A 25,328-nucleotide genomic window follows, 5' to 3' on the forward strand; every position below is an offset into this window, starting at 1 on the left:
CCGAGTTCACTCACCATTCGCTCAGGCTTCTCCGAGCGCGGCTTAAGGTGACAAGGTTCCCAGCCATCACCGCTCGAAGGTCGTCATGCCCTCTTCGCTTCACCCTGCCTGGTCACACCGCCGACCCCATCCCACCGGAGGGCGACTGTTCATCCCCGCCATACTCGCCACACTGGCGGTCCTCGCTGCCCATGTCGCACCCATCGGAACGCTCACCGGTCTTCCGGGTCCCGCCTCGACACCGGCCCATGCTGCAGCACCAAGCGAGGACGACCTCGGCAGGGACGGGTCGGCACTGCGCGACGTCGAAACCAAACGCGTGGCTCCGGGACTCGACCTGACGAACTTCTCCCGTCTCGAGGACGGAGGATGGAACAACGGCAATGTGCTCACCGCGGACCTCACCACGGACTCCCTGTCGATGGACGTCCGCGACACGGGAAAGGTCGCCGGCGCCGGTACCACCAGCGAGATCATGGCGGGCGGACCCGAGGGGAAGAAGGCCGTGGCCGCCGTCAACGGCACGTTCTTCGACATCAACCAGTCGTGGGCACCGATCTACACCTCGGTGTCTCAGGAGGGAATGCGCATCGGCTCGAAGGAGGCCAAACCGGCGCTCACGCTCGAGGACAAGAAGGCAGCCGTGTCGATGCTCTCCGCTGCGGGAACGCTGACCCATGACGGGCAGGAGACGGAACTCGGCGGATTGAACAACCCGGAGCTGAGCCCCGACACCATCGGTGTGTACAACGAGGCGTGGGGAGACCATACGCTCGACCGTCCGGTCGGCGGCCCCGATGACATAGCCGCCGAGATCGCCCGCGTCACTGTCGTCGACGAAAAGGTCACCGAAACCTCGGGCATGGTGGACGAAGCGGGCGACCCGGAAATCCCGGCAGACGGACAGGTCCTTCTCGGCCGCGATGCCGGGGCGAAGACGCTATCGGAACTCGAAGTCGGCGACGACGTCGATGTCGAGATCGGACCGAGTGAGGACGTCGACATGGGGATCGCGGGCAGCCACCAGATCCTGGCCGACGGCTCGGTTCCCGACCTCCCCGCCGGCGACCTTGAAGACACCGAACACCCGCGCACCGCGGTGGGCATCAGCAAGGACGGTTCGGAACTGTTCGTCACCACCATCGACGGACGCAGCGAGTCCTCGGGAGGCATGAGTCTCGAGGACATGGGCGAGTTCTTCTCTGACATCGGCGCCTACAACGCGGTCAACCTCGACGGCGGCGGGTCGACGACGATGCTCGCCCGCACAGCCGGCGCAGATGCTCCGGCACTGCAGAACGACCCGTCCGACGGTAAGCAGCGCACCGTCGCCAATGCCCTCGTCTTCTACTCAGACGCCCCCGCAGAACAACTGGCCGATGCGCAGATCGAACCCGAACTCGACAGACAGACCACCGTGCTCAAGGGGCTGAGCCGATCAATGAAGGGCACCGGGCTCGGTAAGAATCTCGAACCGATCGCCTCCTCCGGAACGTTCTCCGCCGACGGCGGAGTGAAGCTCGCCGACTCCGATGAGTCGAACGCCCGCGTGACCGGTGAGACCACCGGCAAGGGTCGCGTGAGCTATGCCGTCGACGGGCACACCGCGCGACAGGACCTCGATGTGCTCGGCGAACCGGTCGGACTCTGGCCGAGCGCGCGTAGCATCAACCTGCAGGACGACGAGGACTCGCAGACGGTGTCCCTGACCGGCTTCGACTCCGAGGGCAGGCGTTCTCTCATCGAAACCGGGGACATCGAGGTCGACGCCGACGAAGGGCTGAGGGTCGACACCGACAGCCTCGGCGAACTCGTCGTCTCCGCCGATTCGTCGACGGCTGGGAAAGGCAAGGACTCCCGCGACGACGAACCGACGTCCGGGAACGTGAAGCTCACCGTCGGAGACGTGACAACGACGATCCCGGTGACCGTCGGCACCGAAACGACCGAGGTCCTCGACTTCTCCGACACCTCGGCGTTCACCGACGGGAAGGATCGGGCGAGCGGATCGTTCGCAGCCGGGGAGCCCAGCCCGGACGGTAAGCCGAGCATCGATCTCACGTATGACTTCACCACCTCCTCGGCGACGCGCGGCTACTACCTCATCCCGAAGGAGCCGGTGAAACTGGAAGGCAACACGGTGGCGTTCGAGATGATGGTCCGCGGCGACGGCACCGGGGCCTGGCCCAGGCTGCAGGTGAGCACTCCCGACGGCACGGTGACGAACATCGACGGCGACCACATCACCTTCGACGGGTGGCAGAAGGTCCGCTTCACCGTCCCCGAGGGGCTCTCCCAACCGCTCACCCTCGAACGGATCCGGATGATGGAGACCCGGTCTGCCGAGAAGTACAAGGGGGACATTTCGATCTCGGACCTCCAGGCGATCTCCACGCCCGAGACCGACGATCCGGCCGCCTCGGCGCTGCATGATCCGGCGCTGCTGACGACCGGGACCGTCGCTGACCGTCCGCAGAACATCGCCGTGATGAGCGACGCCCAGTTCGTCGCCACCGACCCGGATTCCGAAGCTGTCAAGGGTGCCAGGCGGACGCTCAAGGAGATCCGTGCCGCAAAGCCGAACCTGCTCGTCATCAACGGCGACCTCGTCGACGAGGCCTCTCCGGAGGATTTCGAGCTGGCGAAGACGATCATCGACGAGGAGTGGGATGAGTCGATCCCCTACATCTACGTGCCCGGCAACCACGAGATCATGGGTGGGGAGATCGACAACTTCGAGGCCGCGTTCGGTTCCCCGACGGGCGAGCGCACCGTGGGGCGGACGAAGATCGTGACCCTGAATTCCTCGGACGGAACGTTGAACGGCAGCAATGATTCACAGTTGAACATGCTCGAAGACGCCCTCGACGAGGTGGCCGAACGTGACGAGCTCACCGGCATCACCGTGTTCTTCCACCATCCCCCGCAGGATCCGCTGCCGTCGAAGACGAGCCAGCTCGGGGACCGGCGGGAGGCCGAGGAACTCGAGAAGAAGCTCGGAGAGTTCCGCAAGGACAGCGGGAAGTCCGCGGCCGTGATCAACGGGCATGTGGGGGCGTTCCACGGGTCCGCGGTCGAGGGTGTGAGCTACCTGATCAACGGAAACTCCGGGAAGGGTCCGGCCGGCACTCCGGCGACCGGCGGATTCACCGGGTGGACGATGCTCGGCGTCGATCCCGGAGTCGGCGACGTCGGTGACGATCCGAGCACGGCCGATCGGGTCGGTTGGCTGGCCGCGGAGACGAAGCCGCGCGTGGATTCGATCTCGTTGGAGGCACCCGGCTCCCTGGCCCCGGGTCAATCCGCGGATGTCGCGGCATCCTTCACACAGGGTGAGCGCACCGTGCCCGTCGGTTGGCCGGCGACCGCCCAATGGGGCGGCGACGGTGTCGTGGTCGATTCCGGCGCCGAGGTGGACATGCAGCAGGCGACGGGTGCGAAGGTCAGTGCCCAGTCAGTGAAATCGGGGGTCCCCGAGGCGGCCTCCGACGTCGTCCGCGTCAACCCGGCGACGGGTCAGATCACCGCGGAGAACCCGGGAACAGCGACCCTCGAGGTCACCGTCAACGGCAAGACCGCGAAGGCCACCGTCGAGGTCGCGGGTGAAGAACCGCCTCCGGGTCCCGGCGATGACGACGGATCTGAGGACAGCGGCGCATCGGCCGACAGTGCGGGAGCTGAGGACGGCTCCGACGCTTCCTCCGCGGGAGGCGAGGACGGCTCATCGGAGGGGTCGGACGATGACGGCGCCTCGACCAAGGCCTCGGCCGGTGCCGATGAGGATTCCTCGGCGGGAAGCGGTTCGGACGGAGCCTCGTCGAATGCCTCTTCGAGTGCCTCGGGCGGCAGAGAGGCGAGCGGCTCGTCGGACAGCGAATCGGACGGCACTTCGTCGACCGCCTCGTCGAGAAGCGATGCGAACGCGGACGGGTCGTCTGACGGGAACGGCGATCTGCCACGCACCGGCGGACCGGTTCTGCTCACCGCACTGCTCGGCGCGTTGCTGGTCATCGGCGGAATCATCGCCGTCCGCGCGGCCCGCGCGCGGCGGGCCGGCCGCCCGGCGGGGAGGCACTGACCCGGGCGAACGGCCGGCCGGACGCCCGTACGGAGGTGCACGGCCGCCTCGGCGACGGAGTGGAATCGGGCGTCCGTCGACGCCCTTGACCGCCGGTGTTAGTCTCGCAGTATGACTGCGATTCAGGACCGTCTGACCTCGTTCGCCCACGGTGGAGGATGCGCCTGCAAGATCCCTCCCGGCGAGCTCGAGGACGCGGTGCGCGGCCTGGTCGGTCAGCCCGGCCCGGATGTCCTCGTCGGCCTCGATGACGGCGATGATGCCTCGGCGGTGCGAGTCCGCGATGACCTCGCGGTGCTCTCGACCGCGGATTTCTTCACCCCGGTCGTCGATGACGCCTACGACTGGGGACGGATCGCGGCGGCCAATGCGCTCTCCGATATCTACGCAATGGGCGGAACCCCCGTCACGGCGATCAACCTCGTCGGGTGGCCGCGGGAGAAGCTGCCGATGGAGCTGCTCACCGAGGTTCTGCGCGGCGGGCTCGACGTTGCGGCACAGGCGAACTGCCCCGTGGCCGGCGGGCATTCGATCGACGACCCCGAACCGAAGTACGGGATGGCCGTGACTGGGGTGGCGCATCCGGATGAACTCATGCGCAACGATTCCGCCGAGGCGGGGCTGCCCCTGACATTGACCAAGCCGATCGGCGTGGGGATCCTCAACAATCGGCACAAAGTCACTGGTGAGACCTTCGACGAGGCAATCGCCACGATGACCGCGCTCAATGCCGAAGCGTCACGGGCGGCCGTGGCTGCAGGTGTACGAGCGGCCACGGATGTCACCGGTTTCGGTCTGCTCGGGCACCTGTTCAAGATGGCGCGAGCCTCCGGGGTCGGAGCGGTCATCGATGCGGCCGCGGTGCCCCGGCTCGGCGGTGTCGATGAGTCGATCGCTGACGGGTATGTGTCCGGCGGGACGAGGCGAAACCTCGACTGGGTGCGGCCTCATCTGACCGCGGATGATTCCATGACCGAGGACGACCTGCTGCTTCTGGCCGATGCGCAGACCTCCGGCGGACTGCTCGTCGTCGGCGAACTGCCTGGTCACCCCGTCATCGGTGAGATCGTCGCCGGTTCAGGCGTGCACGTGAGGTGAAGGGCTAGGGCTGAGGGATCCCAGCCTCGATGCCGGCGATGATGATGTCGAGACCGCGTCGGTAGAGCCGGTGATTGCGCTCGGTGCCCGCAGGGTGATTCTCAATCAAACTGGTGAGCCGCGAGTCCTCTGACGCAGGAGCGAAGATCACCTGCGGCGACAGCGCGTCGAGTGCGGCTCCGAAGGCAAACGCATCGAGCACCTCGATCGTCGTGAGAAGCTCGGTCTCCGGCACACCCGCATCGGCCAACACGTCGATGAGGGACTCGTAGAGAGTCAACGTCCCGGGTTCCTCGACTGTGACTCCGAGCAGGTGGATCATCACCCGCGGATGATCCGAATACAGCCGCCACAGCGAATCCACCATTGCCTTCAGGTTGTCTTTCCATGACCCCTGATCAGGGATGTTCAGGGCGTATTCGACGCTGAGAACCTCACGCATCGCGTGGATGACCCCTTCACGTCCGTCGACATGATGGTAGATCGAGGACAGACTGACCCCGAGCTTCTTGGCCAAGGGCTGGATCTTGAGCTCACCGCCGCCATCGATCATCCCAATCGCTGCGCGTCCGATCTTCTCCCGGCTCAGCAGTGGGGAACTAGGTCGTGCCATGAAGTGCTCACTTCCTCAAGGACGTCCGGACGCCCAGGCGCTTAAGGGGCCCGAAATCTGGACTAACGCTACTCGTCTACGCATTGACAAGGTCTCGGTGTACGGGCACCATTCTAGATAACCGAAAACTTTTCGTTTAAGTCGCGAAACTCGCACTGGCAAAGGGGCCGACCCATGAGTTCCACTTCCACCTCCGCACCGCCGACACCGGATGATCCGCGGGTCCCCCTCAGGCCGCGGAACGGATCTGCAGTCTTCCTCGTCTCTCTCGCCGGACTCATGCTTGCCAACCTCGCTCCGCTGATCATGTCGGTCTTCGAGCAGATCGGATTCGACGTCGTCGCCTCAGGCAACATCCTCACGTGGGGACTCTTCACTTCGGCGATCATCGGGTTGGCGACCTCCCGTGCCGCAGCCGGGACCAGGAGACGCACCATCGCCGCCAGCGGACTCGGCATTGCGACTATTGCCTTTCTCGTCGCTGCGCTGGTCACCGGGCCGACTGCGCTCATCGTCATCAGCTTCCTCATCGGCTCGGCGGGACTCGGCACTGCGGTATCGACCTCAGGTGCCGCGATTGCCGCACTGCGGAACCCCAACCGGGTCAGCGCATCGTCCGGAGTCGTCAACAGACTCCTCGTCATGGTCGTCCTCGCCGTCATTCCCATCCTCGGCCTGGCCCAGATCACCGTCTTCGGATCACTGGCCCTGCTATCGCTGGTCAGCTTCGCCGTGACGGTCTGGTTGCCGAGCACACCTGAAACATCGACGACCGAGGTGCTCGCCGAAACCCGAGCCGAGGCGACACCCTTATCGAGTCGACCACGCAAACCGCGCACAGTCCTCCTCGCAGGAATCGGCGTGCTCATAGTATTCCCCCTGTGGGGAACCAGCGAAGATTCTGTCTGGACACTTGCCCCGACTCTTGGTGATGCGGTCGGCATGTTCGATCAGACCCTCGGCTTTGCGCTCAGCGCGGCTGCGGGCATCGGCGCCGGAGCAATGCTCGTTGTGACCCTGCTCGGCAGCCGAATCGGACGCGCCCTGCCCTTGGGCATCGCACTGGCACTCGGAGGAGCGATCAAGATCTGGATCGGTGTGGAGACGGACCCCGCAATGCTCGCCACTCTCATCATCGCGGTGAACACCATCTACGCCTTCGCCTTCACGCTCTTCATTGCCACTGCCGCCGGTCTCGATGCGCGAGGAAACTGGTCAGGACCGCTGATCGGGGCCTATATCGTCGGTTCGAGCTTTGCCCCGATCATCGGAGCTTGGATCATCGACGGTGTCGGAATTCCGACCTTCGGACTGATCGTGGGTCTCGTCAGCTTCGTCCTCATCATTCCGACGATGCTCATCGCACGCGTATCAACCCGCGTAGAAAAGACGCTCAACAGCCTCGACGAGGCCGCAGCAACCCACGAAAGGACACCATGACCACGGTCTATGAGAATGCCGTTGTCTTCACCGGAGACGAACACGCACCGATCGGCCAGGCAGTGGCGATCGACGCCGGCCGTATTCTCGCGGTCGGAGACACCTCAGCGGTCCTCGATATCGCGGGAGACTCCGCGCAGCGGATCGACCTCGAAGGCAGCCTCCTCGCTCCCGGATTCGTCGAGGGACACACGCACCTGATGATGCTCGGCCAGACGCTCGACAAAGTTCAGCTGCGGGACTGCACGAGTCTCGAGGAGATCCAAGAGCGCTTGGCGCTCAAGCGGCAGGAGCAGCCCGAAGCCCCGTGCGTGCTGGGCTCGGGTTGGATGTTCGACGTTATCCCCGGCGACCGGCCCACGGCTGACATGATCGACGAGGTGGTCAGCGACGTCCCCGTGCTCCTCGACTCCAATGATGTGCATTCCGCTTGGGTGAATACAGCAGCGCTTGAGGCCATGGGCATTACAGAGGCGACACCGAACCCGCACGGCGGCGAAATCGTCCGTAATGGGCAGGGGCAGGCGACAGGGTTCCTCCTCGAAAACGCGGCGATCGAGTACGCATGGTCCTATCTCGAGTCCGTCACGACCGATGAGGATCGTGATCGGTTCCTCGACAGCGCCTTCCGCGTCTATCTGGAGAACGGAGTTACCTCGGCGACCGACATGGCGGTGGGCGAAGCAGAGGCGGCGACTTTCCGCCGTCGACTCGAGAGGGACGGACGACTGCCGTTTCCCATCACTGCTCACTGGCTGCTGCGGCCCACCGGCGATCCGGCCCGCGATCTCGCCGCTGTCGCACGAGCCGCCGAGATTCGCGACCAGTTCGCCGACCTTCCCGGCTCCGAATGGTTCCGCATCGTCGGCGTGAAGTTCATCCTCGATGGCGTCATCGATGCCTGCACTGCAGCCATGCGCGACCCCTATGTCGACGGAACGCAGGCCGGGCCGATCTGGTCGTTCGAATCGGCGGCTCCGGTCGCTGTCGCTGCCGATGCCCATGGACTCGAGCTTGCCATGCACGCCATCGGTGACCACGCCAGTGAGATCGCCCTCGACCTTGCGGCCGAATGCGTGCGCGTCAATGGACCCCGAATCCGGTCCCCGCGGATCGAACACCTCGAGTCGGTGACCGATGAGACGATCGCACGCATGGCCGGCCTCGGCGTCGTTGCATCGATGCAGCCGGTGCACTGCGATCCGGCGATCATGGGCAATTGGATGACGGTGCTCGGAGGGCAACGCGCCGAGAACGGGTTCCCGTGGCAGAAGTTCCGTGAGGCCGGAGTCCACATTGCTCTGGGCACGGATGCGCCGACGGCACCGCATCAGATGTCGCACAACCTCTTCATCGCCTTGACCACCCGCTCGGCACTAGAACCTGGGGATACCAACTATCATCCGGAGCGAGCCTTCACGCCAGCCCAAGCATTGAGTGCGCTCACGCATGCCGCGGCGCGGGCAGGGGGATTCGCCGACGGCATTGGCCGGATCACCCCAGGGGGTCGTGCCAACCTCGTCGTTCTCGACGTCGATCCCTTCTCCGATGATCAGGACCGACTACTCGAGGCTCAGGTACGCGCCACCTTCGTCGACGGTGAGGTGGTGTGGCAGAACAGAGAAGCAGTCGTAGATGGCTGACTTGGAAGAAGAGCCATTGCCCACAGTCCGTTTCTTGAAATGACGGTGCTGCGACTCGGCGTCGCTCCGATGCCTACTCAGCGCGGGGTGACGTCCTCGTCGCGGAACTGGCGGAAGCTGGCCATACAGAACCAGAAGATGACCCCCTGGACGAGTCCGAACAACAGTGTCTCCCACAAACTGAACATCCCATTGCTCAAACCAAGGAAATTCATTAGGAAGTAGATCAGCGGAAAGGCCACCGCGACCGCCACACCGAACCTAAGGCTCTGACGATCCTCGAGCAGCTTCTTCATAGGCCTCTCTCGCTACCCGACGCGCTTCAATTTGCAAGCAATGTTGCTGAATAAGGTGCCTGGTGAGGCTGTTTTTGACGCCGATCAGCGTTTGCCGAGGGAGATTTCGCGCAGCGAGTTCGAGCATCCTTCATCGGTCGTCGCACACCACCCCGTTACACCGAGGTGTTTTCGCACTGAAGGCGAGGGGTTCCGCCGGAACTGTATGAAGAGCCACTCGCGAGTGGGTGCTGGCACTGCCGGTGCCCAGCAACACGAACGGTGAGGGGTGCTCACGGTGAGGGGCGCTCGCGCTTAGCGGTGATGTCCCGCCCGCGCGCCTACCGGCCGGTGGTGATGGAGTCGTCGGTGATGCCGCGAGCCCGACGCTCTTCGAGGCGAGCGCGCTGCGGTTCGACCACGTGACGCGGGTCCTTCGTCGATTCGATGCCGGCTTCCAGCACACCGAAACGCGTGTACGCCGAGGCGGCCGCCAAGGCCGCACCGGAGACGACGGACAGTCCCCGCAGCACAGCACGAGTCTTCCAACTCCGCTTTCGCGAGACGCTGGATCCAGCCACAGTGCCCACAGCATCGGCGATCGCACCGGCGACTCCTCCGCCGGAACCACCAACACCACCACGGGCCAGCTTCTTCGCGAACACGCGCGCCCCCACCTCGACGACGGCGGCTCCGACGGCTCCGGCGATGAGCAGCTTCTCGGCGCGGTGGAGCTTGTGTTCCGGTTCGCCGTCGTCCAACGGATCGACCTCGGCCGGGTGCATGCGCTTCCTCATCGCCGACATCGCATAAGCCTCTCCGGCGGTCCCGGCGAGCGCGAGCAGTCGGGCCGGGCCGGTCTCGGCCACCGGTGCCAATGCCATCGCGGCACCTCCGGCGGCCATCGACGCCGAGGACACGAATACGTACGGCAGACCGTTGCGACCGGCGGCGTTCCAAGTCGGAACGGCCGTCGCCCCGAGAAGCACAGCGGTATATGCGGCCAGCGGAGTAGCAAAGAAGGCGGACTCGACGGCCGCCGGCGTCTCCATCGCATGGAGCACCTTGCGCAGCGGGCCCAGAGGCAGCAGCTTCTCACCGGTGATCCGGTCGAGTTCGATCGCAAAGGTCACTCCCGATCCGACGCCGAAGCCGGAGAGGATCCAGGTGCCCAAGCTCATCGGCGATGAGACTTTGACGACGCGCATCATATTGAGGAACCGCTCGGGCCTGCCGAGGTCAGCCACGAGAGCGGCACCGCCGATGCCGGTCGCGGCGATCGCAGTCATCCGGGAGGCGATGCGCAGACCGGGCCGATCGGTCAGCTGCGCGCCGAAGCCCAACAGAGACGAACCGCCCGCCAGACCGCCGAGGAACAGGTAGGCCCCGATCTCATCGCCCCACGGTGGAGCCTTGACGATCGGTCGACCGTAATAGGACGTGAACTCGACATCCTCGACCATCGGCATCTCACGGTTGCCGTCGGCACCACGGTTCTTCCACCCGCCGCCGCGACCGCCCCGTCGACCACCGGAACCGTCAGGTCCGCTGGGACCTCCGCGGCCGCCTCGGCGACGTTTTCTGCGTCCGCCTTCCGGCTCGGGTGGGCGGTAGGAATCGTATTCTGAAGTGCTCATGAACGGCGGCTCCCGAGGAACGCGAGACCGGCCGCGGCGACCATGCCCAGCGCCGCGATCCCGGCGTTGGCGTACATCTTCGGCAGATCCTTCGTCGCGACCCGCGGGTCCGGCGGCAGGCCGTAGACCTCGGGTTCGTCGAGGAGGAGGAACACCGATCCGGTGCCGCCGACCCCGTCGTTCGAGTTCGCCCCGTAGAGGCGAGCCTCGGTCAGGCCCTTCGCGTGGAGTTCGGCCACACGGTCGTGCGCCTGGTCGACCATGTCCTCACGGTCGCCGAACTTGATCGACTGCGTCGGGCAGGTCTGCGCGCAGGCTGGTTCCTGACCCTCGACGAGGCGGTCGTAGCAGAGGGTGCACTTGTTCGCGGTGCCCGCGTTCGGCACATCCATGTCCGCGGCCTTGCGATCATCCCGGTCGGTGGGGGTATTGATCGTGCCGTCGTCGCGGCGTTCGATGACGCCGAAGGGGCAGCCGGCCACGCAGGTTCCGCAGCCGTTGCAGACATCGTTCTGGACGACGACGGTGTCGAATTCGGTGCGGAAGAGCGCACCGGTCGGGCACACGTCGAGGCAGCCGGCGTGCGTGCAGTGTTTGCACACGTCGGAGGACATCAGCCAGCGGAAGTCCGCGGTGTCCGGGGGTGTCGTGTCGACGTTCGACAGGTCGGTCGGCTCCAGGGCACCCGGTGCCAGCAGATCGACGTTGAGGTCGGGGGTCGTCGGCAGACCGGCGGAGGTTCGGCCCTCGGCCGCCGCACCCAAGGCCCCGTCCAGCGGCTGCGCGGCGGCAGACTCATCGGTGCGCGGGCGGATCGTGGGCATGCCGAGATTGACGAGCTTGCGCCCGGATTCCCGCGCCTTCTCGATGCGTTCGGAATCCTGTTCGATGAACGCGACGTGCCGCCACGTGTTCGCCCCGAGGCTGCCCGTGTTGTCATACGAGGAACCGAGCAGTTCGAAGGTGCCGTCCTGCGGGTTGCGGTTCCACTCCTTGCACGCGACTTCGCAGGCCTTGCAGCCGATGCAGATCGAGGTGTCGGTGAAGAATCCCTTGCGGCTGTGCGCGGAATCGTGCCAGTGCCCGTCCGCCAACGTGCCGTCATCGATCGTCGGTGTCGACATCAGTCGTCCTCCTCCTCGTTCTCCTGCCGATCCCGAGCCGCACGGGCGCGAGCTTCCGCTTCGGCCACCTCGGTTTCGGCGATCGCACTGCCGTCGGCGTGCCGGCCGTGGTCGGGGTCGCCGTCGCTGGGGTCCCCGTCGTCGGCACGGTTCGACACCGCAGTCTCGGCGGGTTCGGTCGCCTCGGTGGGTTCGATGGTGATCCTACCGCTGCGATCATCGGCGCTGTCGACCGTCGCCGAGGCGGTCGTGCCGTCCCCGTCGGAGGCTCCATCGCGTCCCCCGTCCAGGGTCTTGCCCGGGGTGACGCCGACGGCCGAGTCGCCGCCTCGGTGAGCGTGCCCACCGGCGCTGCGACCCTGTCCGGCGTGATGGGAGGCCTCGACATCCTCGGCGGGAACGGTGACCTGCTGGTTGCCGGATTCGGGGCTGAGACCGGCCTCGCGTTGGTACTTCTCGACGAAGTCGACGAGTTCGGGTCCGCGGGGACGGCGGCCGGGCATGATCGTTCCGGCCACGTACTTGCTGTTCTGGATGTAGACGTTGGGGTCCATCGTCACTCCGAGCAGGTCGTTGGCGGAATCGCCTTCGACGACGGCATCCTGACCGCCCACGCCCCAGTGATAGGGCAGGCCGATCTGGTGGACGGTCTTCCCGCCGATGGTCAGCGGGGTCATCCGCTTCGTCACGAGGACGCGGGCTTCGATCGCCGCTCGCGGGGAGACCAAGGTCGCCCAACCGTAGGGCTCGAGCCCCACCTCGGCGGCGAGTTCGGGTGAGATCTCGCAGAACATCTCCGGCTGCAGCTCCGACAGGTACGGCAGCCACCGGGACATGCCTCCGGCGGTGTGGTGCTCGGTGAGTCGGTAGGTCGTGAACACATAGGGGAAGACCTCGGATCCGGGCACCCCGGCACCGGGAGCGGACAGGTTGTCCTCACGGCGCATGACCATCCGGGTCGGGCTGTTCTGCTGGGAGTACAGCGGGTTCGCGACCGTCGATTCCTGCGGTTCGTAGTGGGTGGGAATCGGCCCGTCGATCATGCCGCTTGGTGCGAACAGCCATCCCTTGCCGTCGGCCTGCATGATGAACGGATCGTCACCGTCGAGGTTCGCGGGTCCGCCATAGGCGGCATCCGATCGGGCGGCGGGTGCGCGGTCGATCGGGAAGTCGGGCACGTCCTTGCCGGTCCACTTCCCGGTCTCGTCGTCCCACCACACGAACTTCTTCCGTTTCGACCAGGGAGTTCCGTCGGGTGCGGCCGAGGCACGGTTGTACAGGATCCGGCGGTTCGCCGGCCATGCCCACGCCCATTCGGCGGCGGTCTCGTCCTGCTCATCCCGCGGTTTGCGGCGGGCGGCCATGTTCTGGCCTCCGGCGTAGACGCCGGCGTAGATCCAGCAGCCTCCGGCGGTGGTCCCGTCGTCGGTCATCTGGTTGAAGTTGTCCAAGGGCTCGCCGTCGCGGTCGCCGCCGATGAAGTAGCCGTTGATCTCCTTGACGACCGCCTCGGCGTCGACTTCGCCCTCCTCGTCGACCGGGTAGTCCCAGGTCATGTCGAGCAGCGGTCGATCGCGGGGGTCGTCGGAGTCCCTCAGCTTCTCGCGCACGGCTTGGCCGAGTTCGTAGAAGAAGTCGAGTTCGCTCTGTGCGTCCCCGGGCGGGTTGACGGCCTTGTGGCGCCACTGCACGAGACGCTGGGTCTGCGTGAAGGTGCCGGCCTTCTCCGTGTGGTTGGCTGCGGGCAGGAAGAACATCTCGGTGTCGATGTCCTCGGTCTTCAGCTCCCCGGTCTCGATCTCGGGGCCGTCCTTCCACCAGGTGGCGGATTCGATGAGGCTGAAGTCGCGGACGACCATCCACTTCAGGTGACTCATGGCCATGCGCTGCATGCGCCCGTTGGCCGAGCCCACGGCCGGGTTCTGCCCGAGCAGGAAGTACCCGTCGACACCGTCGTTGAGCATGCGCACCGCGGTCTGGTAGGTGCCGTGGGCGCCGTTGATGCGCGGCAGATAGTCAAAGGCGAAGTCGTTGTCCTGCGTGGCCGCGTCGCCCCACCAGGCCTTGAGCAGGCTGGTGGCGTAGGCACGGCCGTTGGCCCAGTAGCCCTTGTGGGTCTCCGGGGTGCCGACGGCGGCGACGTAGTCGTCGAAGGTGTCGTGGACTCCGGCACTGGGCATCGGCAGGTAGCCGGGCAGCAGGTTGAACAGGGTCGGGATATCAGTCGATCCCTGGATCGTCGCGTGCCCGCGCAGCGCCATGATTCCGCCGCCCGGTCGGCCCATGTTGCCGAGCAGCAGCTGGAGGATCGAGGCGGTGCGGATGAATTGCGCGCCGAGGCTGTGCTGGGTCCACCCGACCGCGTAGGCGAAGCACGTGGTCCGTTCCCGGCCCGAGTTCTCGGTCACCGATTCGTAGAGGTAGTCGAAGTCTGCGGGTTTGATTCCGCAGTTCTCCTCGACCATCTCAGGCGTGTAGCGCGAGTAGTGGTGCCGCAGAATCTGGAACACCGATTTCGGGTCCTTCAGGCTCGGGTCCTTGAGCGGTGCACCGTGCTCATCCGTCTGGTACGACCACGTCGAATTCTCGTAGGAGTTCGTGTCCGGGTCGAACCCGGAGAACAGTCCGTCGAGATCCTCGGTGTCGACATAGTCGTCGCTGATGAGGTTCGCGGCGTTGGTGTAGGCGCGCACGTACTCGTCGAAGTAACGGCCCTCGGTGAGCACACGGTTGATGAGCGCACCGAGCAGCACGATGTCGGAGCCGGCCCGAATGGGCACGTGCTTATCGGCGATCGCGGTGGTGCGCGTGAAACGAGGATCGACGTGGATGATGCGGGCACCCCGGGCCTTGGCCTCGCTCACCCACTGGAAGCCCACCGGGTGGCACTCGGCCATATTGGAACCCTGGATGATGATGCAGTCCGCATTCGCCATATCCTGGACGGGTTGTGTGGCGCCGCCGCGCCCGAACGAAGTTCCCAAACTGGGAACGGTGGCGGAGTGTCAAATACGCGCCTGGTTCTCGATCTGTATCGCCCCGGCCGCGGTGTAGAGCTTCTTGGCGAGGTAGTTCTCCTCGTTGTCGATGGTCGCCCCGCCGAGGCTGGCGATGCCCATCGTCCGCCGCAGCGGGTGGCCTTTGTCGTCGAAGTCCTCCCAGTGGTTGCGGCGGGCCTCGATGAATCGGTCGGCGATCATGTCGATCGCCGTCGGCAGGTCGATCTTCGTCCAGTCCTTGGCCTTCGGGGCCCGGTAGAGGACGTCGGTGACACGACCGGGAGCGTTGACAAGCTGTTCGCTGGCTGCGCCCTTCGGGCACAGGCGGCCGCGAGAGATCGGTGAGTCCGGGTCGCCTTCGATCTGCACGACCTTGTCATCCTTGACGAAGATCTTCTGCCCACAGCCGACGGCGCAATAGGGGCACACGGATTGGACGACCTTGTCGGCCGTGACCGTGCGTGGAGTGGTGTCCCGAGTCTGCTGGGACACGACGGATTCGCCGCGTCCCGTCTTATCCGACGTGCGCAGCTGCCGGAGTACCGGCCACTCGAGGAAGCTGAACCGAGCCATGGCACCACCTTAGCCCCTCACGGGGCGGAAATGCACCAGGTGAGACCGGGTTTTCGACCCCATCTCAGGGGGTTGGGAATCGCCCGGTTCGCCGAGGCGGCTGCGCGGTCATGATCGACCGCGCAGCCGCCTCGGTGCCGGGTTCCGGGTCTCTGGGTTGGCCGAGTTCAGATCCGGCGGGCCAGGAGGATCGCGTCCTCGAGTTCGGCGGGTTCGCCCGACGGGGAGGTCACTTCTCGGGTGCGGGTGTCGGCGAGTTCGATCTCCCAGCGGTGCGGGCTGGCGCCGATGAGGAGGGCGAAGTCTCCGTTCGGGCTGACCAGTTCATGGTGGTGGTCCATGCCGTGCTCGAACTTCTCGCTGTGTTCGGCGGCCCACGGCGGCATCGTCGCATGGGAGACGAGCAGGAGGGCCCCGCCCGGTGCCACGTGCGCGGCGACGCGGGTGAGGAGCTCTTCCCGGGTGTCGGGCAACCGGGTGTGGAGGAAAGATCCGGTGACGAGGTCAAAGCCGCCTCGGCGATCGGGGTCGTCCGGTTCCCAGGTGGAGACGTCGGCGACGGCGAATTCGGCGGAGATTCCGCGGGATTCGGCGGCCCGGCGGGCTCGGTCGATGGCCGTGGTCGACAGGTCGATGCCGGTGGCGTCCCAGCCGTTCTCGGCCATCCAGACGACGTCGGCGCCTTCTCCGCAGCCGACGTCGAGGACGCGGCCGGGGGTCATATCGGAGACGACGGCGACGAGGGATTCGTTCGGATTTCCGGACCAGATGGCGTCGTCAGCCCCGGCGTAGCGCTCTTCCCAGGCGGCCACGGAATCGGGTACGCCGGTATTGCCTGCGCCGGTTCTGTCTGCGTGGGTGTGGTCGTTGTGGCTGCTGGTCGCTGTCACTTGTCGACGCCCAGGTCGGCAGGGATCGAATCGGGTGCGGCACCGTCCGCGCTGTCGGTCTCTGCGGCAGCGGCGGCTTCCTGCTTGGCCAGTTCGGCACGAACCTCGTCCATGTCGAGTCCCTTGACGGCGGTGATGACCTGTTCGAGCTGCGGGGCGGCGAGCGCGCCGGGTTGGGCGAAGACGACGATGCCCTGGCGGAAGGCGACGAGGGTCGGGATCGAGGAGATCGCGAAGAGTCCGGCCAGCTGCTGCTGCGCTTCGGTGTCGATCTTGCCGAAGACGATGTCGGGGTTGGCCTCGGCGGCCTGTTCGAAGACCGGGGCGAACTGCTTGCAGGGGCCGCACCAATCGGCCCAGAAGTCGAGGAGGATGATCTCGTTGTCGTTGATGGTCGACTCGAAGTTGTCTTGCGTGATTTCGATCGTAGACATGCCGTCCAGTCTAGGAGCCGCGGATGAATATCGCCTGGACGGAGGTCACATGACGGGGCCGATGTCCGGAACGACGGGGCGGCTGAAACGGAGCTGACAACCGCCACGGCGGGGATCAACTCGGCGGGTGCCCGATGTTTACCTGCCGAGGTCGGCGATCGGTTCGTCGTCGATGATGGCGGTGAACACGGCGTCCGCCTCGGCGGATTTGACCACCCGGTTGGGGTCTTCCGGTGCGGGTGTCCACGGAATGATCTCGAAGGTGATGTCGTCCTCGGGCACGGAAGCCACCGTCGTGGCCAGGGAGGCCAGCGAACGCATCGAGTCGAGTTCGTCGTCGACACCGATCGTCGAGGTCACAGCGTCGAGGAATCCGTACAGGCGGTCGGGCCGGGTGAGGACCTGGCCGCTCTTGGCGCGGTCGATGATGGCCTCCATGACCATCTGCTGGTTGCCCATCCGTGAGATGTCGCTGCCATCGCCCACGGCGTGCCGTGTCCGGGCCAGGGCGAGGGCGTCGTCTCCGCCGATCGTCTGGTGGCCGGCGGGCAGGTCGAGGTTCGCCTTCGGGTCGTTGAGAGGTTCGTCGAGGTCGACGTTGATCCCATCGAGCGCGTCGACGATCGCTGAGAATCCGTCGAAGTCGACGTTGATGAAGTGGTCGACGCGCACCCCGGTGAGTTCCTCCGCCGCTGATACGGAGCAGGCCGGACCCGCATTGAGGGCCGAGTTGATCATCCCGTGCGTGGCCGCCGACGCGCCGTGGCCGGTATCGTCGCAGGCGGGAATGTCCATGATCGTGTCACGTGGGATCTGCACGGCGTCGATGCGGCCGCCGTCGGCGGCGACGTGAGCGAGGATCATCGCATCGCTGCGGGCACCCTCGGCACTGCCGAATCCTTGCCCCGAGGCGGTCTCGGAGTTCACGCCTTCACCTGTGCCCGAGTCATCGGAGGCGTCCTTCGCCGAGGCGAGATCGCGAGTGTCGGATCCGATGATGAGGACGTTCGTCTCATCCGTGAGCTTCTCGGGAACGTCACCGCCGTGGGCGCGCAGCGGGGACGAGGAGATATTCGCGCCGAGGTTGTGCACCGCCACCGCGATCGTCACGGGGGCACCGATGATGAGGACCGCAGCCACGGCGACGAAGGTGCGCCGGCGCCGGTACTTCGCGGCGAGGCGTCGCTGTCGGCGGGGTCCTGGCGGCGGTGACGATTCTTCGTTGTCCACGGTTCGGGTGCTCCTGCGTCCGGGGTCACGGCGGATTGCATACAAAACGGAATGTATACAATCCTAGATGCCTGCGCGGTCGAGTGCACATCGCTGTGTTCCATCTCTCGACTGAAATCATTCGGCCGAAATCACCCGCAGAGCGATCACTCTGTTAAGCTGGAATCGTTCTCGCACAGAAATGTGCGGAGCAGATGGTGTCTGAAGAGCAGGTAGATTCGCTCGTCACCATGTGTTTGCCCATCGGCGCGTGTCTGCCTTCCGCGCCCCTCATGATTTTTCCCAGTTCAGTCGTCTGACGACTTCCGTCCAGCACCTTCGAGTGCATGATCGAAACCGAGTATCCCCACGATTTCGTCTGAGACAGAGACCTCACATCAGAGAACTCATCCTCACCAGCGATTCCGAGTCCTCGGTTCACCCACAGATTTTCGTTGGATCTGCGTCTGAAGATCCAGTCCAGCCAGCGGGAAAGCCGGATCCAGCAATGGGTCCGACCATCACGATCGCAGCAGCGGTCATCAGTTAAAAAATAAGGATACAAAGATTATGGCAACAGGTACCGTGAAATGGTTCAACGCGGAAAAGGGTTTCGGATTCATCCAGCCTGACGACGGTTCGGCTGACGTGTTCACTCACTTCTCCGCGATCGAAGCCTCCGGCTACCGCGAGCTCACCGAGGGTCAGAACGTCGAGTTCGATTCTGAGATGGGCTCCAAGGGCCTGCAGGCGACTCGCGTCCGCGGCCTCTGAGACTCTTTGAGAGTCTCACCTAGAGACTTCTGAGATTCACCAGCGACCCTGCGTTCACCCATTTGGTGTGAACGCAGGGTCGCTGTCATCCCCTCCCCAATTGCTACCTGACGGGGGCCTAGATACCTGGCGCCAGGTTGCTGGGCCGCCGTCAGGTAGCAATTAGGGAGGGGTCTGTTTGAGTGGGGATCCTTTGAGGCGCTTCCGCCCCTGGTCACACCGGCAGTCCGGCATCCCTGCCCAGCTCTGAGCATTGCCGCAATCCGCTTGTCTCCGCAGAAAATCTCTTATCGAACCATTGCTTCGGCATATGCGGCTGTTTTAAGGTACTGGCAATGCCTATGGCGAGTTCGAGGATGAACTTGAACTATCTACCGGGCGCTACAGGAAGGAAAGGTAGCCCCGGTGCTCGATCGTCTCTTCGCATATTCACCCTGTCTCGACGTCCCTGACCAGTGGGCCATTGCCACTGTCGTCTCGGTCTCCGGGTCTGTCCCTCGCCCGATCGGCACCTCGATGGCAGTGCGCTCCGATTCCCTGACCATCGGCTCGATTTCGGGCGGTTGCGTCGAATCAGCCCTAGTCGATGCGGCGCTGACCTGCATCGATTCAGGTCAGCCCACGCTCTGCGATTTCGGCTATGCCGATGATGACGGGCTCTCGGTCGGCCTCATGTGCGGCGGCGACATCCGCGTGTTCATCGACCCCGTCAGCACCGTCGCGAACGCACTGCGCACTCTGCTGCCGGTCACTGCCCCCGCTTCCGCAGGCGTTCCAGTCTGCCCCGCCCGTCCCACCGACCTCACCGGTCCCGCAGCCGCCGAACCCCTCGCCCCCGAAACTGGGTCCCTGATCCGAGAGCTGCCCTACGAGATCACCCTGAGCAATGGTGCCCACATAGGTTCCTCGACCGCCCCGCACTACGGAACGCCTGCCCACCGCGAGGAATCTCAGCACCACCGGACAGTTCCGCGCCTCCCGATGCCGGCTGTGGCTGTGCCGACCGGGCAGCTCTTGCCGGCAGCCTATGCAGCTGAGATCGGGCGGGCAGCGGACGAGGTCGATGCGCTCATCCATTCCGGCGGCTGCGGGATCGTCGAAGTCCGCGATGACACCGTCGTCGAATGCCCGATCATCCGACGCCTCTTCGTCGAATCCCACCGCCCCCGCGCTCGCGTGCTCATCTACGGTGCCAACGACTTCTCCGCCGCGATCGCCGAAGCCACCTCCTTCCTCGGTCTGCATGTCACGGTGTGCGATGCCCGACCTGCCTTCGCCACCCAGGCCCGCCACCCCGGCGCCCACGACGTCATCGTCGCTCGCCCGGGCGACCACTTCGCCGAGGAGGTCACCGCCGGTCGCGTCGACGCGCGGACCGCTGTCATCATGCTCACCCACGATCCCCGTTTCGACCTGCCCGTGCTCGATCGCGCCCTGCGCATGGACCTCGCCTACGTCGGCGCGATGGGTTCACGCACCACCCACGAACGTCGAGCCCAGGAACTCCTCAACGGCGGTCTGCCGGCAGCGGCATTCGCACGCCTGCATTCCCCGATCGGGCTCGACATCGGAGCCCGCACCCCGCCCGAAGTCGCCGTTGCCGTCCTCGCCGAGTACATCGCCTGCACCCGCCGGACGGGCTACGCCTCGTCGATCCCGCAGCTGCGTGATACCTCCGGTCCCGTTCACGCCGATCGCAGCGGACATTCCTCACCTCGCCGAGGCGGCCCATCCTCCAGCGACCACCGTGCAGATGATTCCGTCCCCCACCCCACCATGGAGGCCGCATCATGGACATGACCTGCGTGGATGAGGTTCTCTTCTCCGCCGACCCTGACCATTGGCGGCCCGGTGACCGCTGGCTCGCCGGAGGCACAGTCCTGCTCTCCTACGGCACCGATATCACTCGCGGTGCGCCGATGAGGCTCCTCGACATCACCGAGGCCGGGTGGGAACCGACGATCTGGCATGCGACCGAGCTCGAAATCGCCGCCACCTGCCGCATCGCCGACATCTTTGCGTTCACCTCTGGCAGCAATCGTCCCGCTCCGCATTCAGTCCTGCCCGGACTCGACCTCTTCGCGCCATGCTGCGATTCATTCGTCGCCTCCTGGAAGATCTGGAATGTCTCGACGATCGGCGGAAATGTCGCCACGGCTCTGCCGGCAGGACCGATGACGAGCCTGCTCGCTGGGCTCGATGCGCAGGCTCTGCTCATCGGTCCCGGCGGAAGCCGTCGCCGCCTGCCTGTGGCCCAGCTCGTCCGCGGCGAAGCGAGAACGGACCTGGGTGAAGGTGAGCTCATTCGCAGCTTCCACATTCCCCTGACCAGCTTGGCCCAACGCTGCGCCTTCCGCCGGATCTCCCTGACCGAACGCGGAAGGTCTGCTGCCCTGCTCATCGGGCGACTGCTCGAAGTCGACCGGGTGCGGATCACCATCACCGCGTCGACGAGGCGGCCGATCATCATCGATCTCGGCCGGGCAACGGGCTATGACCTCACACCTTCAGCCCTCCATGCCGCGATCGAATCGGCCGTAGCTGGAGATTGGCATGACGACATCCACGGCAGTCCGCGCTGGCGGGAGGCGATGACGCACCGCCTCGGCGAGGAGATCCTCACCGAGCTGCTGGCCGCCGACGATTCCACGGCCGACTTTCGGGTCAGCGGAGACATCACCATGACAAGGAGCGAGCGATGAAGCCCGACGATTCAACTCTGGCCCCGACTCAGCCTGCATCCGTCTCGGACGCTCGGCCGCGGTCTCAGACCGACACAGCCCAAGTCGACGGACGCACTGTATCAGTCAGTCCGGAACCCGGACAGTGCCTGCGCACCTGGCTGCGCGACCACGGAGCGCACGGGGTGAAGAAGGGCTGCGATGCCGGTGACTGTGGGGCGTGCACAGTCATCGTCGACGGAGCGGCCGTGCACAGCTGCCTCTATCCGGCCCACCGTGTTGCCGGCAGGAACGTCACGACAGTGCAAGGACTCGGCACGGTCGAGGACATGCATCCGGTGCAGGAGGACTTCCTCGCCGCGGGCGGGTTCCAGTGCGGATTCTGCACAGCCGGGATGATCTGCACGGTCGCGTCGATGAGCGAAGACGATAAGAAGGATCTGCCGCGCAGCCTCAAGGGCAATGTCTGCCGGTGCACCGGCTACCGGACGATCGAGGACGCGATCGCCGGGCACCGCAATATCGACACCGGGCACGGCGGCGTCGGAACGAGCACCGGTGCACCGGCGGGTCCGGCCGTCGTCACGGGAACCGCCCGGTACACGATGGATATCGACGAGGCCGAACTGCCGGGGCCGCTGCTCCATGCCGTCCTCGTCCGCTCCCGGCGATCGCATGCGAAGATCACCCACATCGATGACTCTCGGGCTCTGGCCGAACCTGGAGTCGTCACCGTCCTCACGCACAAGGACGCTCCGGACAGGAGGTTCTCAACTGCGCAGCATGAACTCGTCGGTGATGATCCGAAGGACACCCGCGTCTTCGACGATGTTGTCCGCTTCTTCGGGCAGCGAGTGGCGGTCGTCGTCGCCGAATCCCAACGTGCGGCGGAGCGCGGTGCTGCGCTCATCGACATCGAGTACGAGGATCTCGAGGCAGTTTTCGATCCGGAGCTCGCCGACGTACCCGGTGCACCAGTCATCCACCCGGAGGCCGATGAGGAGTCGGGGATCGCCGATCCGGCGACGAACGTGGTTGCGGAAGTGCACAGCCACCTCGGCGATGTTCCTGCGGCTCTTGCCGAATCTGCGGTCACGCACGAGGCAACGTATCACACTCAGCGGCTGTCACATATGGCGTTGGAGACGCATGGCTGCCTGTCATGGATCGACGATGACGGACGGTTCGTCATCCGCTCGAGCACTCAGGTGCCGTTTCTCGTGCGTCGGACGCTGGGTCAGGTCTTCGACCTCGACCGGGAGCAGATCCGTGTCTGCTGCGAACGGGTCGGCGGTGGATTCGGCGGCAAACAGGAGGTGCTGTGTGAGGACGTGGCACTGTTGGCGACCATGGCCACCGGGTCTCCTGTGAAGCTCGAACTCTCCCGCAAGGAGATCTTCACTGCTACGACCGTCCGCCATCCCTTCCGGATGCGGGTCCGGGCAGGAGCGGACGCCTCCGGACGGCTGACGGCGCTGGCCCTTGACGTTCGGTCGAACACGGGAGCGTACGGCAATCACGGTCCCGGGGTGCTCTTCCACGGAGTCGGTGAGTCGATCGCGGTGTACAAAGCCGCGAACAAGCAGGTCGACGCCAAGGCCGTGTACACGAACACGATCCCGTCGGGAGCGTTTCGCGGGTACGGACTGAGCCAGATGATCTTCGCCGTGGAATCGACGATCACGGCTCTGGCGCACAAGCTCGGCATGGACGAACTCGAGATGCGGAAGCTGAATATCGTCGGTCCCGGAGATGAGATGCTCAGTGTCCATGATGAGCCCGAGGAGGACCTCGTGATGGGCAGCTATGGGCTCGACCAGTGCATCGACCAGGTTCGAACCGCCCTCAGACGCGGTCAGGAACGCTGGGATGAGCACATTGCCGCAGGTCACGGAGTCGAACCTGGACCCACGTGGAGAATCGGGACGGGGACGGCGATCGCGATGATCGCTACTGCCCCACCGCGCGGACACATCGCTCATGCGCAGATCGAACTCGCCGCCGACGGTCGCTACGAGCTGTCCATCGGCACCGCTGAGTTCGGCAACGGGACTTCGACCGTGCATGCGCAGATCGCTGCCACCCTGCTCGGGACGACGACTGACAAGGTGAGGCTGCGGCAGTCCGACTCGGATGCGGTCGAACACGATACGGGGGCTTTCGGATCGACGGGAACGACGATTGCCGGACGTGCGAACGAGGCCGCGGCGAAGGAGCTCGTCGGGCTGTTGCAGCGGTTGGCCGCTACCCATCTCGGGGCTCGGCCGGAAGATATCCGAATCGAAGGCGATCGGGCCGTCGCTCGATGGTCCGCCGAGGTGGCCGACCAGTTCACCTCGGTCGTGGGCCCGACGCGGCGGGAAGCGTCAATCGCACTGAATGTGCTGCGCGACGAGCACATTGCCGCTGCCGGTGAACCGCCACGCGGGTCCGGGTATTGGGGCGGCACCCCACGTTCGGTGGCCTTCAATGTCCACGGGTTCAGGGTCGCCGTCGACATGAGCACCGGCGAGATCCGCATCCTCCAGTCCGTCCATTCCGCCGATGCCGGAGTGGTGATGAACCCGCATCAGTGCCGTGGGCAGATCGAAGGCGGAGTTGCACAGGCGATCGGGGCTGCGATGTATGAGCAGGTCATCGTCGACGAGACAACCGGGAAACCAGTCACCGATATCCTCCGACAGTACAAAGCACCGAACTTCGCCGACATTCCCCGCACCGAGGTGTACTTCGCCGAGACCTCCGACGAGCTCGGTCCGCAGGGCGCGAAGTCGATGAGCGAGTCCCCGTTCAATCCCGTCGCCCCGGCCCTGGCCAATGCGGTTCGCGCGGCCACTGGTGTCCATTTCACCTCTACGCCGCTGACCCGGGACACCGTGTGGGCGGGTCTCGTCGGTGCCGGTGTGGTGATGGAATGACCAGGGAGCCGTCGGATGGCCTTTCGGCGGACGGGAGTTCGCAGAGCGGAGATTCGCAGGGCGGTATAGCGCTGATCTTCGCTGCCGGCAGCGGCCGGCGTTTGAGTCTGGGTCCGAAGGCGCTGCTGCCATGGGGTGATTCGGTTCTCGTGGTCCGCGCGGCCCGTGCCGCTCGCGCCGCAGGGCTGCATCCAGTCGTCACCGCAGGTCCGGGCCGATGTGAGATCGTATCCCACCTCGCCGAGGCGGGACTCGGCGAATCGCAGGTCACCGTTGTCGAGGTGCCCCAAGCTTCCGCTGGGTTGTCTGCGTCGTTTCGTGCGGGGGTGGCCGCGATCGCCGCGCTCACCTGCGACGATTCGGTGGCGGCCGCCTCGGTGAGGTCTGATTCCAGGTGTTCCCGGCTCTCGGGACGTACCGCGATCACGATGATGCTCGTCGATCAACCCTGGGTCGGGGCGGACGTGATCGCCCGACTCAATGCGCGATACGACTCGGATCGGGTCGTCCGCGCAGTCTGGTCGGGAGAACCGGGCCACCCGGTTGTCATGAGCCTTGTTCATGCGCAAGTGGCCGCCGACGGAGCCCAAGGGGATGAAGCGGGACGCTCATGGATGCGAAGTCGCCGACACCTCATCGACCCGGTCGAATGCTCTGACATCGGCAATGGCACCGACATCGACACCCCCGCAGACCTCGCCGCCGCCCACACCTCCCCAATTACTACCTGACGGGGGCCTAGATACCTGGCGCCAGGTTGCTGGGCCGCCGTCACCGGCGTTGACAGGCACCCTTGCTCTACTTAGAGTCAGTGCCAACGACCGTGAACCCTGACGTTGGAGGAGCGATGAAGCAATCGGTACTCACCCGTTGGATCGTCGCATTCATCCTGCTCGCCGCCGCCTGCATACTGAGTTCCCAAGCGGCGCCGTTCCATGACTT

The 25,328-nt window shown here is 65.4% G+C and carries 16 protein-coding genes and 1 pseudogene; 9 read left to right on the forward strand and 8 right to left on the reverse strand.

The window, feature by feature from the left end:
• The first annotated feature begins 85 nt into the window (after window positions 1-85).
• Both KTJ89_RS12760 and selD read left to right on the forward strand, forming a co-directional pair.
• On the forward strand, window positions 86-4,078 hold the full coding sequence (locus KTJ89_RS12760; RefSeq protein ID WP_172173290.1) for a phosphodiester glycosidase family protein: 3,993 nt from the start codon (window positions 86-88) through the stop codon (window positions 4,076-4,078).
• Between the two features lie 111 nt (window positions 4,079-4,189).
• Window positions 4,190-5,176 carry a selenide, water dikinase SelD gene (gene selD, locus KTJ89_RS12765; RefSeq protein ID WP_172173287.1) on the forward strand — a complete coding sequence of 329 codons (987 nt, stop codon included), beginning with the start codon at window positions 4,190-4,192 and terminating at the stop codon, window positions 5,174-5,176.
• A 4-nt stretch (window positions 5,177-5,180) separates the two neighbouring features.
• Here the strand turns inward: selD and KTJ89_RS12770 are convergent, their stop codons facing one another.
• The gene (locus tag KTJ89_RS12770; RefSeq protein ID WP_172173284.1) at window positions 5,181-5,789 is read right to left on the reverse strand and encodes a TetR/AcrR family transcriptional regulator; all 609 of its coding nucleotides are present in this window, start codon (window positions 5,787-5,789) and stop codon (window positions 5,181-5,183) included.
• 174 nt (window positions 5,790-5,963) lie between these two features.
• Between KTJ89_RS12770 and KTJ89_RS12775 the strand changes: the two genes are divergently transcribed.
• Both KTJ89_RS12775 and KTJ89_RS12780 read left to right on the forward strand, forming a co-directional pair.
• Window positions 5,964-7,229, forward strand: coding sequence for an MFS transporter (locus tag KTJ89_RS12775; protein WP_172173281.1), 1,266 nt, complete (start codon window positions 5,964-5,966; stop codon window positions 7,227-7,229).
• Window positions 7,226-8,872, forward strand: coding sequence for an amidohydrolase (locus tag KTJ89_RS12780; RefSeq protein WP_172173278.1), 1,647 nt, complete (start codon window positions 7,226-7,228; stop codon window positions 8,870-8,872). The genes KTJ89_RS12775 and KTJ89_RS12780 overlap by 4 nt, the downstream gene beginning before the upstream one ends.
• Before the next feature lie 77 nt (window positions 8,873-8,949).
• Here KTJ89_RS12780 and KTJ89_RS12785 read toward each other — a convergent pair whose 3' ends face one another.
• The 7 genes and pseudogenes from KTJ89_RS12785 to KTJ89_RS12815 all read right to left on the reverse strand — a co-directional run bounded on the left by KTJ89_RS12785 (window position 8,950) and on the right by KTJ89_RS12815 (window position 18,034).
• Entirely contained in the window at window positions 8,950-9,168 is a 219-nt protein-coding gene (locus KTJ89_RS12785) for a hypothetical protein (RefSeq protein ID WP_172173275.1), read from the reverse strand.
• Window positions 9,169-9,488: 320 nt separating this feature from the next.
• Window positions 9,489-10,784 (reverse strand): NrfD/PsrC family molybdoenzyme membrane anchor subunit, encoded by a 1,296-nt coding sequence (gene nrfD, locus KTJ89_RS12790; RefSeq protein WP_172173272.1) that lies wholly within the window; start codon window positions 10,782-10,784, stop codon window positions 9,489-9,491.
• Entirely contained in the window at window positions 10,781-11,908 is a 1,128-nt protein-coding gene (locus KTJ89_RS12795; RefSeq protein WP_172173269.1) for a 4Fe-4S dicluster domain-containing protein, read from the reverse strand. Before KTJ89_RS12795 ends, nrfD begins: the two co-directional genes overlap by 4 nt.
• A 410-nt stretch (window positions 11,909-12,318) precedes the next feature.
• Window positions 12,319-15,480, reverse strand: a pseudogene (fdnG, locus tag KTJ89_RS12800) (formate dehydrogenase-N subunit alpha); the annotation flags it as partial.
• Between the two features lie 167 nt (window positions 15,481-15,647).
• Complete coding sequence (locus KTJ89_RS12805; protein ID WP_259357994.1) at window positions 15,648-16,370, reverse strand: class I SAM-dependent methyltransferase; 723 nt, start codon at window positions 16,368-16,370, stop codon at window positions 15,648-15,650.
• A complete protein-coding gene (gene trxA, locus KTJ89_RS12810; protein WP_259357995.1) occupies window positions 16,367-16,804 on the reverse strand; it encodes a thioredoxin in 438 nt (145 codons plus the stop codon). The genes KTJ89_RS12805 and trxA overlap by 4 nt, the downstream gene beginning before the upstream one ends.
• Window positions 16,805-16,942: 138 nt before the next feature.
• Window positions 16,943-18,034, reverse strand: a complete 1,092-nt coding sequence (locus KTJ89_RS12815) for an LCP family protein (RefSeq protein ID WP_259357996.1) — start codon at window positions 18,032-18,034, stop codon at window positions 16,943-16,945.
• 549 nt (window positions 18,035-18,583) lie between these two features.
• Between KTJ89_RS12815 and KTJ89_RS12820 the strand changes: the two genes are divergently transcribed.
• The 5 genes from KTJ89_RS12820 (at window position 18,584) to KTJ89_RS12840 (ending at window position 25,117) form a co-directional block, all read left to right on the forward strand.
• Window positions 18,584-18,787, forward strand: a complete 204-nt coding sequence (locus tag KTJ89_RS12820) for a cold-shock protein (protein WP_062240453.1) — start codon at window positions 18,584-18,586, stop codon at window positions 18,785-18,787.
• Window positions 18,788-19,192: 405 nt separating this feature from the next.
• Window positions 19,193-20,587, forward strand: coding sequence for an XdhC family protein (locus tag KTJ89_RS12825; RefSeq protein WP_259357997.1), 1,395 nt, complete (start codon window positions 19,193-19,195; stop codon window positions 20,585-20,587).
• Window positions 20,578-21,489, forward strand: a complete 912-nt coding sequence (locus KTJ89_RS12830) for an FAD binding domain-containing protein (protein WP_259357998.1) — start codon at window positions 20,578-20,580, stop codon at window positions 21,487-21,489. The genes KTJ89_RS12825 and KTJ89_RS12830 overlap by 10 nt, the downstream gene beginning before the upstream one ends.
• Window positions 21,486-24,386 carry a molybdopterin-dependent oxidoreductase gene (locus tag KTJ89_RS12835; RefSeq protein WP_259357999.1) on the forward strand — a complete coding sequence of 967 codons (2,901 nt, stop codon included), beginning with the start codon at window positions 21,486-21,488 and terminating at the stop codon, window positions 24,384-24,386. Before KTJ89_RS12830 ends, KTJ89_RS12835 begins: the two co-directional genes overlap by 4 nt.
• Window positions 24,383-25,117, forward strand: coding sequence for a nucleotidyltransferase family protein (locus KTJ89_RS12840; RefSeq protein WP_259358000.1), 735 nt, complete (start codon window positions 24,383-24,385; stop codon window positions 25,115-25,117). Before KTJ89_RS12835 ends, KTJ89_RS12840 begins: the two co-directional genes overlap by 4 nt.
• Window positions 25,118-25,328: the final 211 nt, after the last annotated feature.

Source organism: Brevibacterium sediminis (assembly GCF_024895295.1).
Taxonomy (GTDB): domain Bacteria; phylum Actinomycetota; class Actinomycetes; order Actinomycetales; family Brevibacteriaceae; genus Brevibacterium; species Brevibacterium sediminis.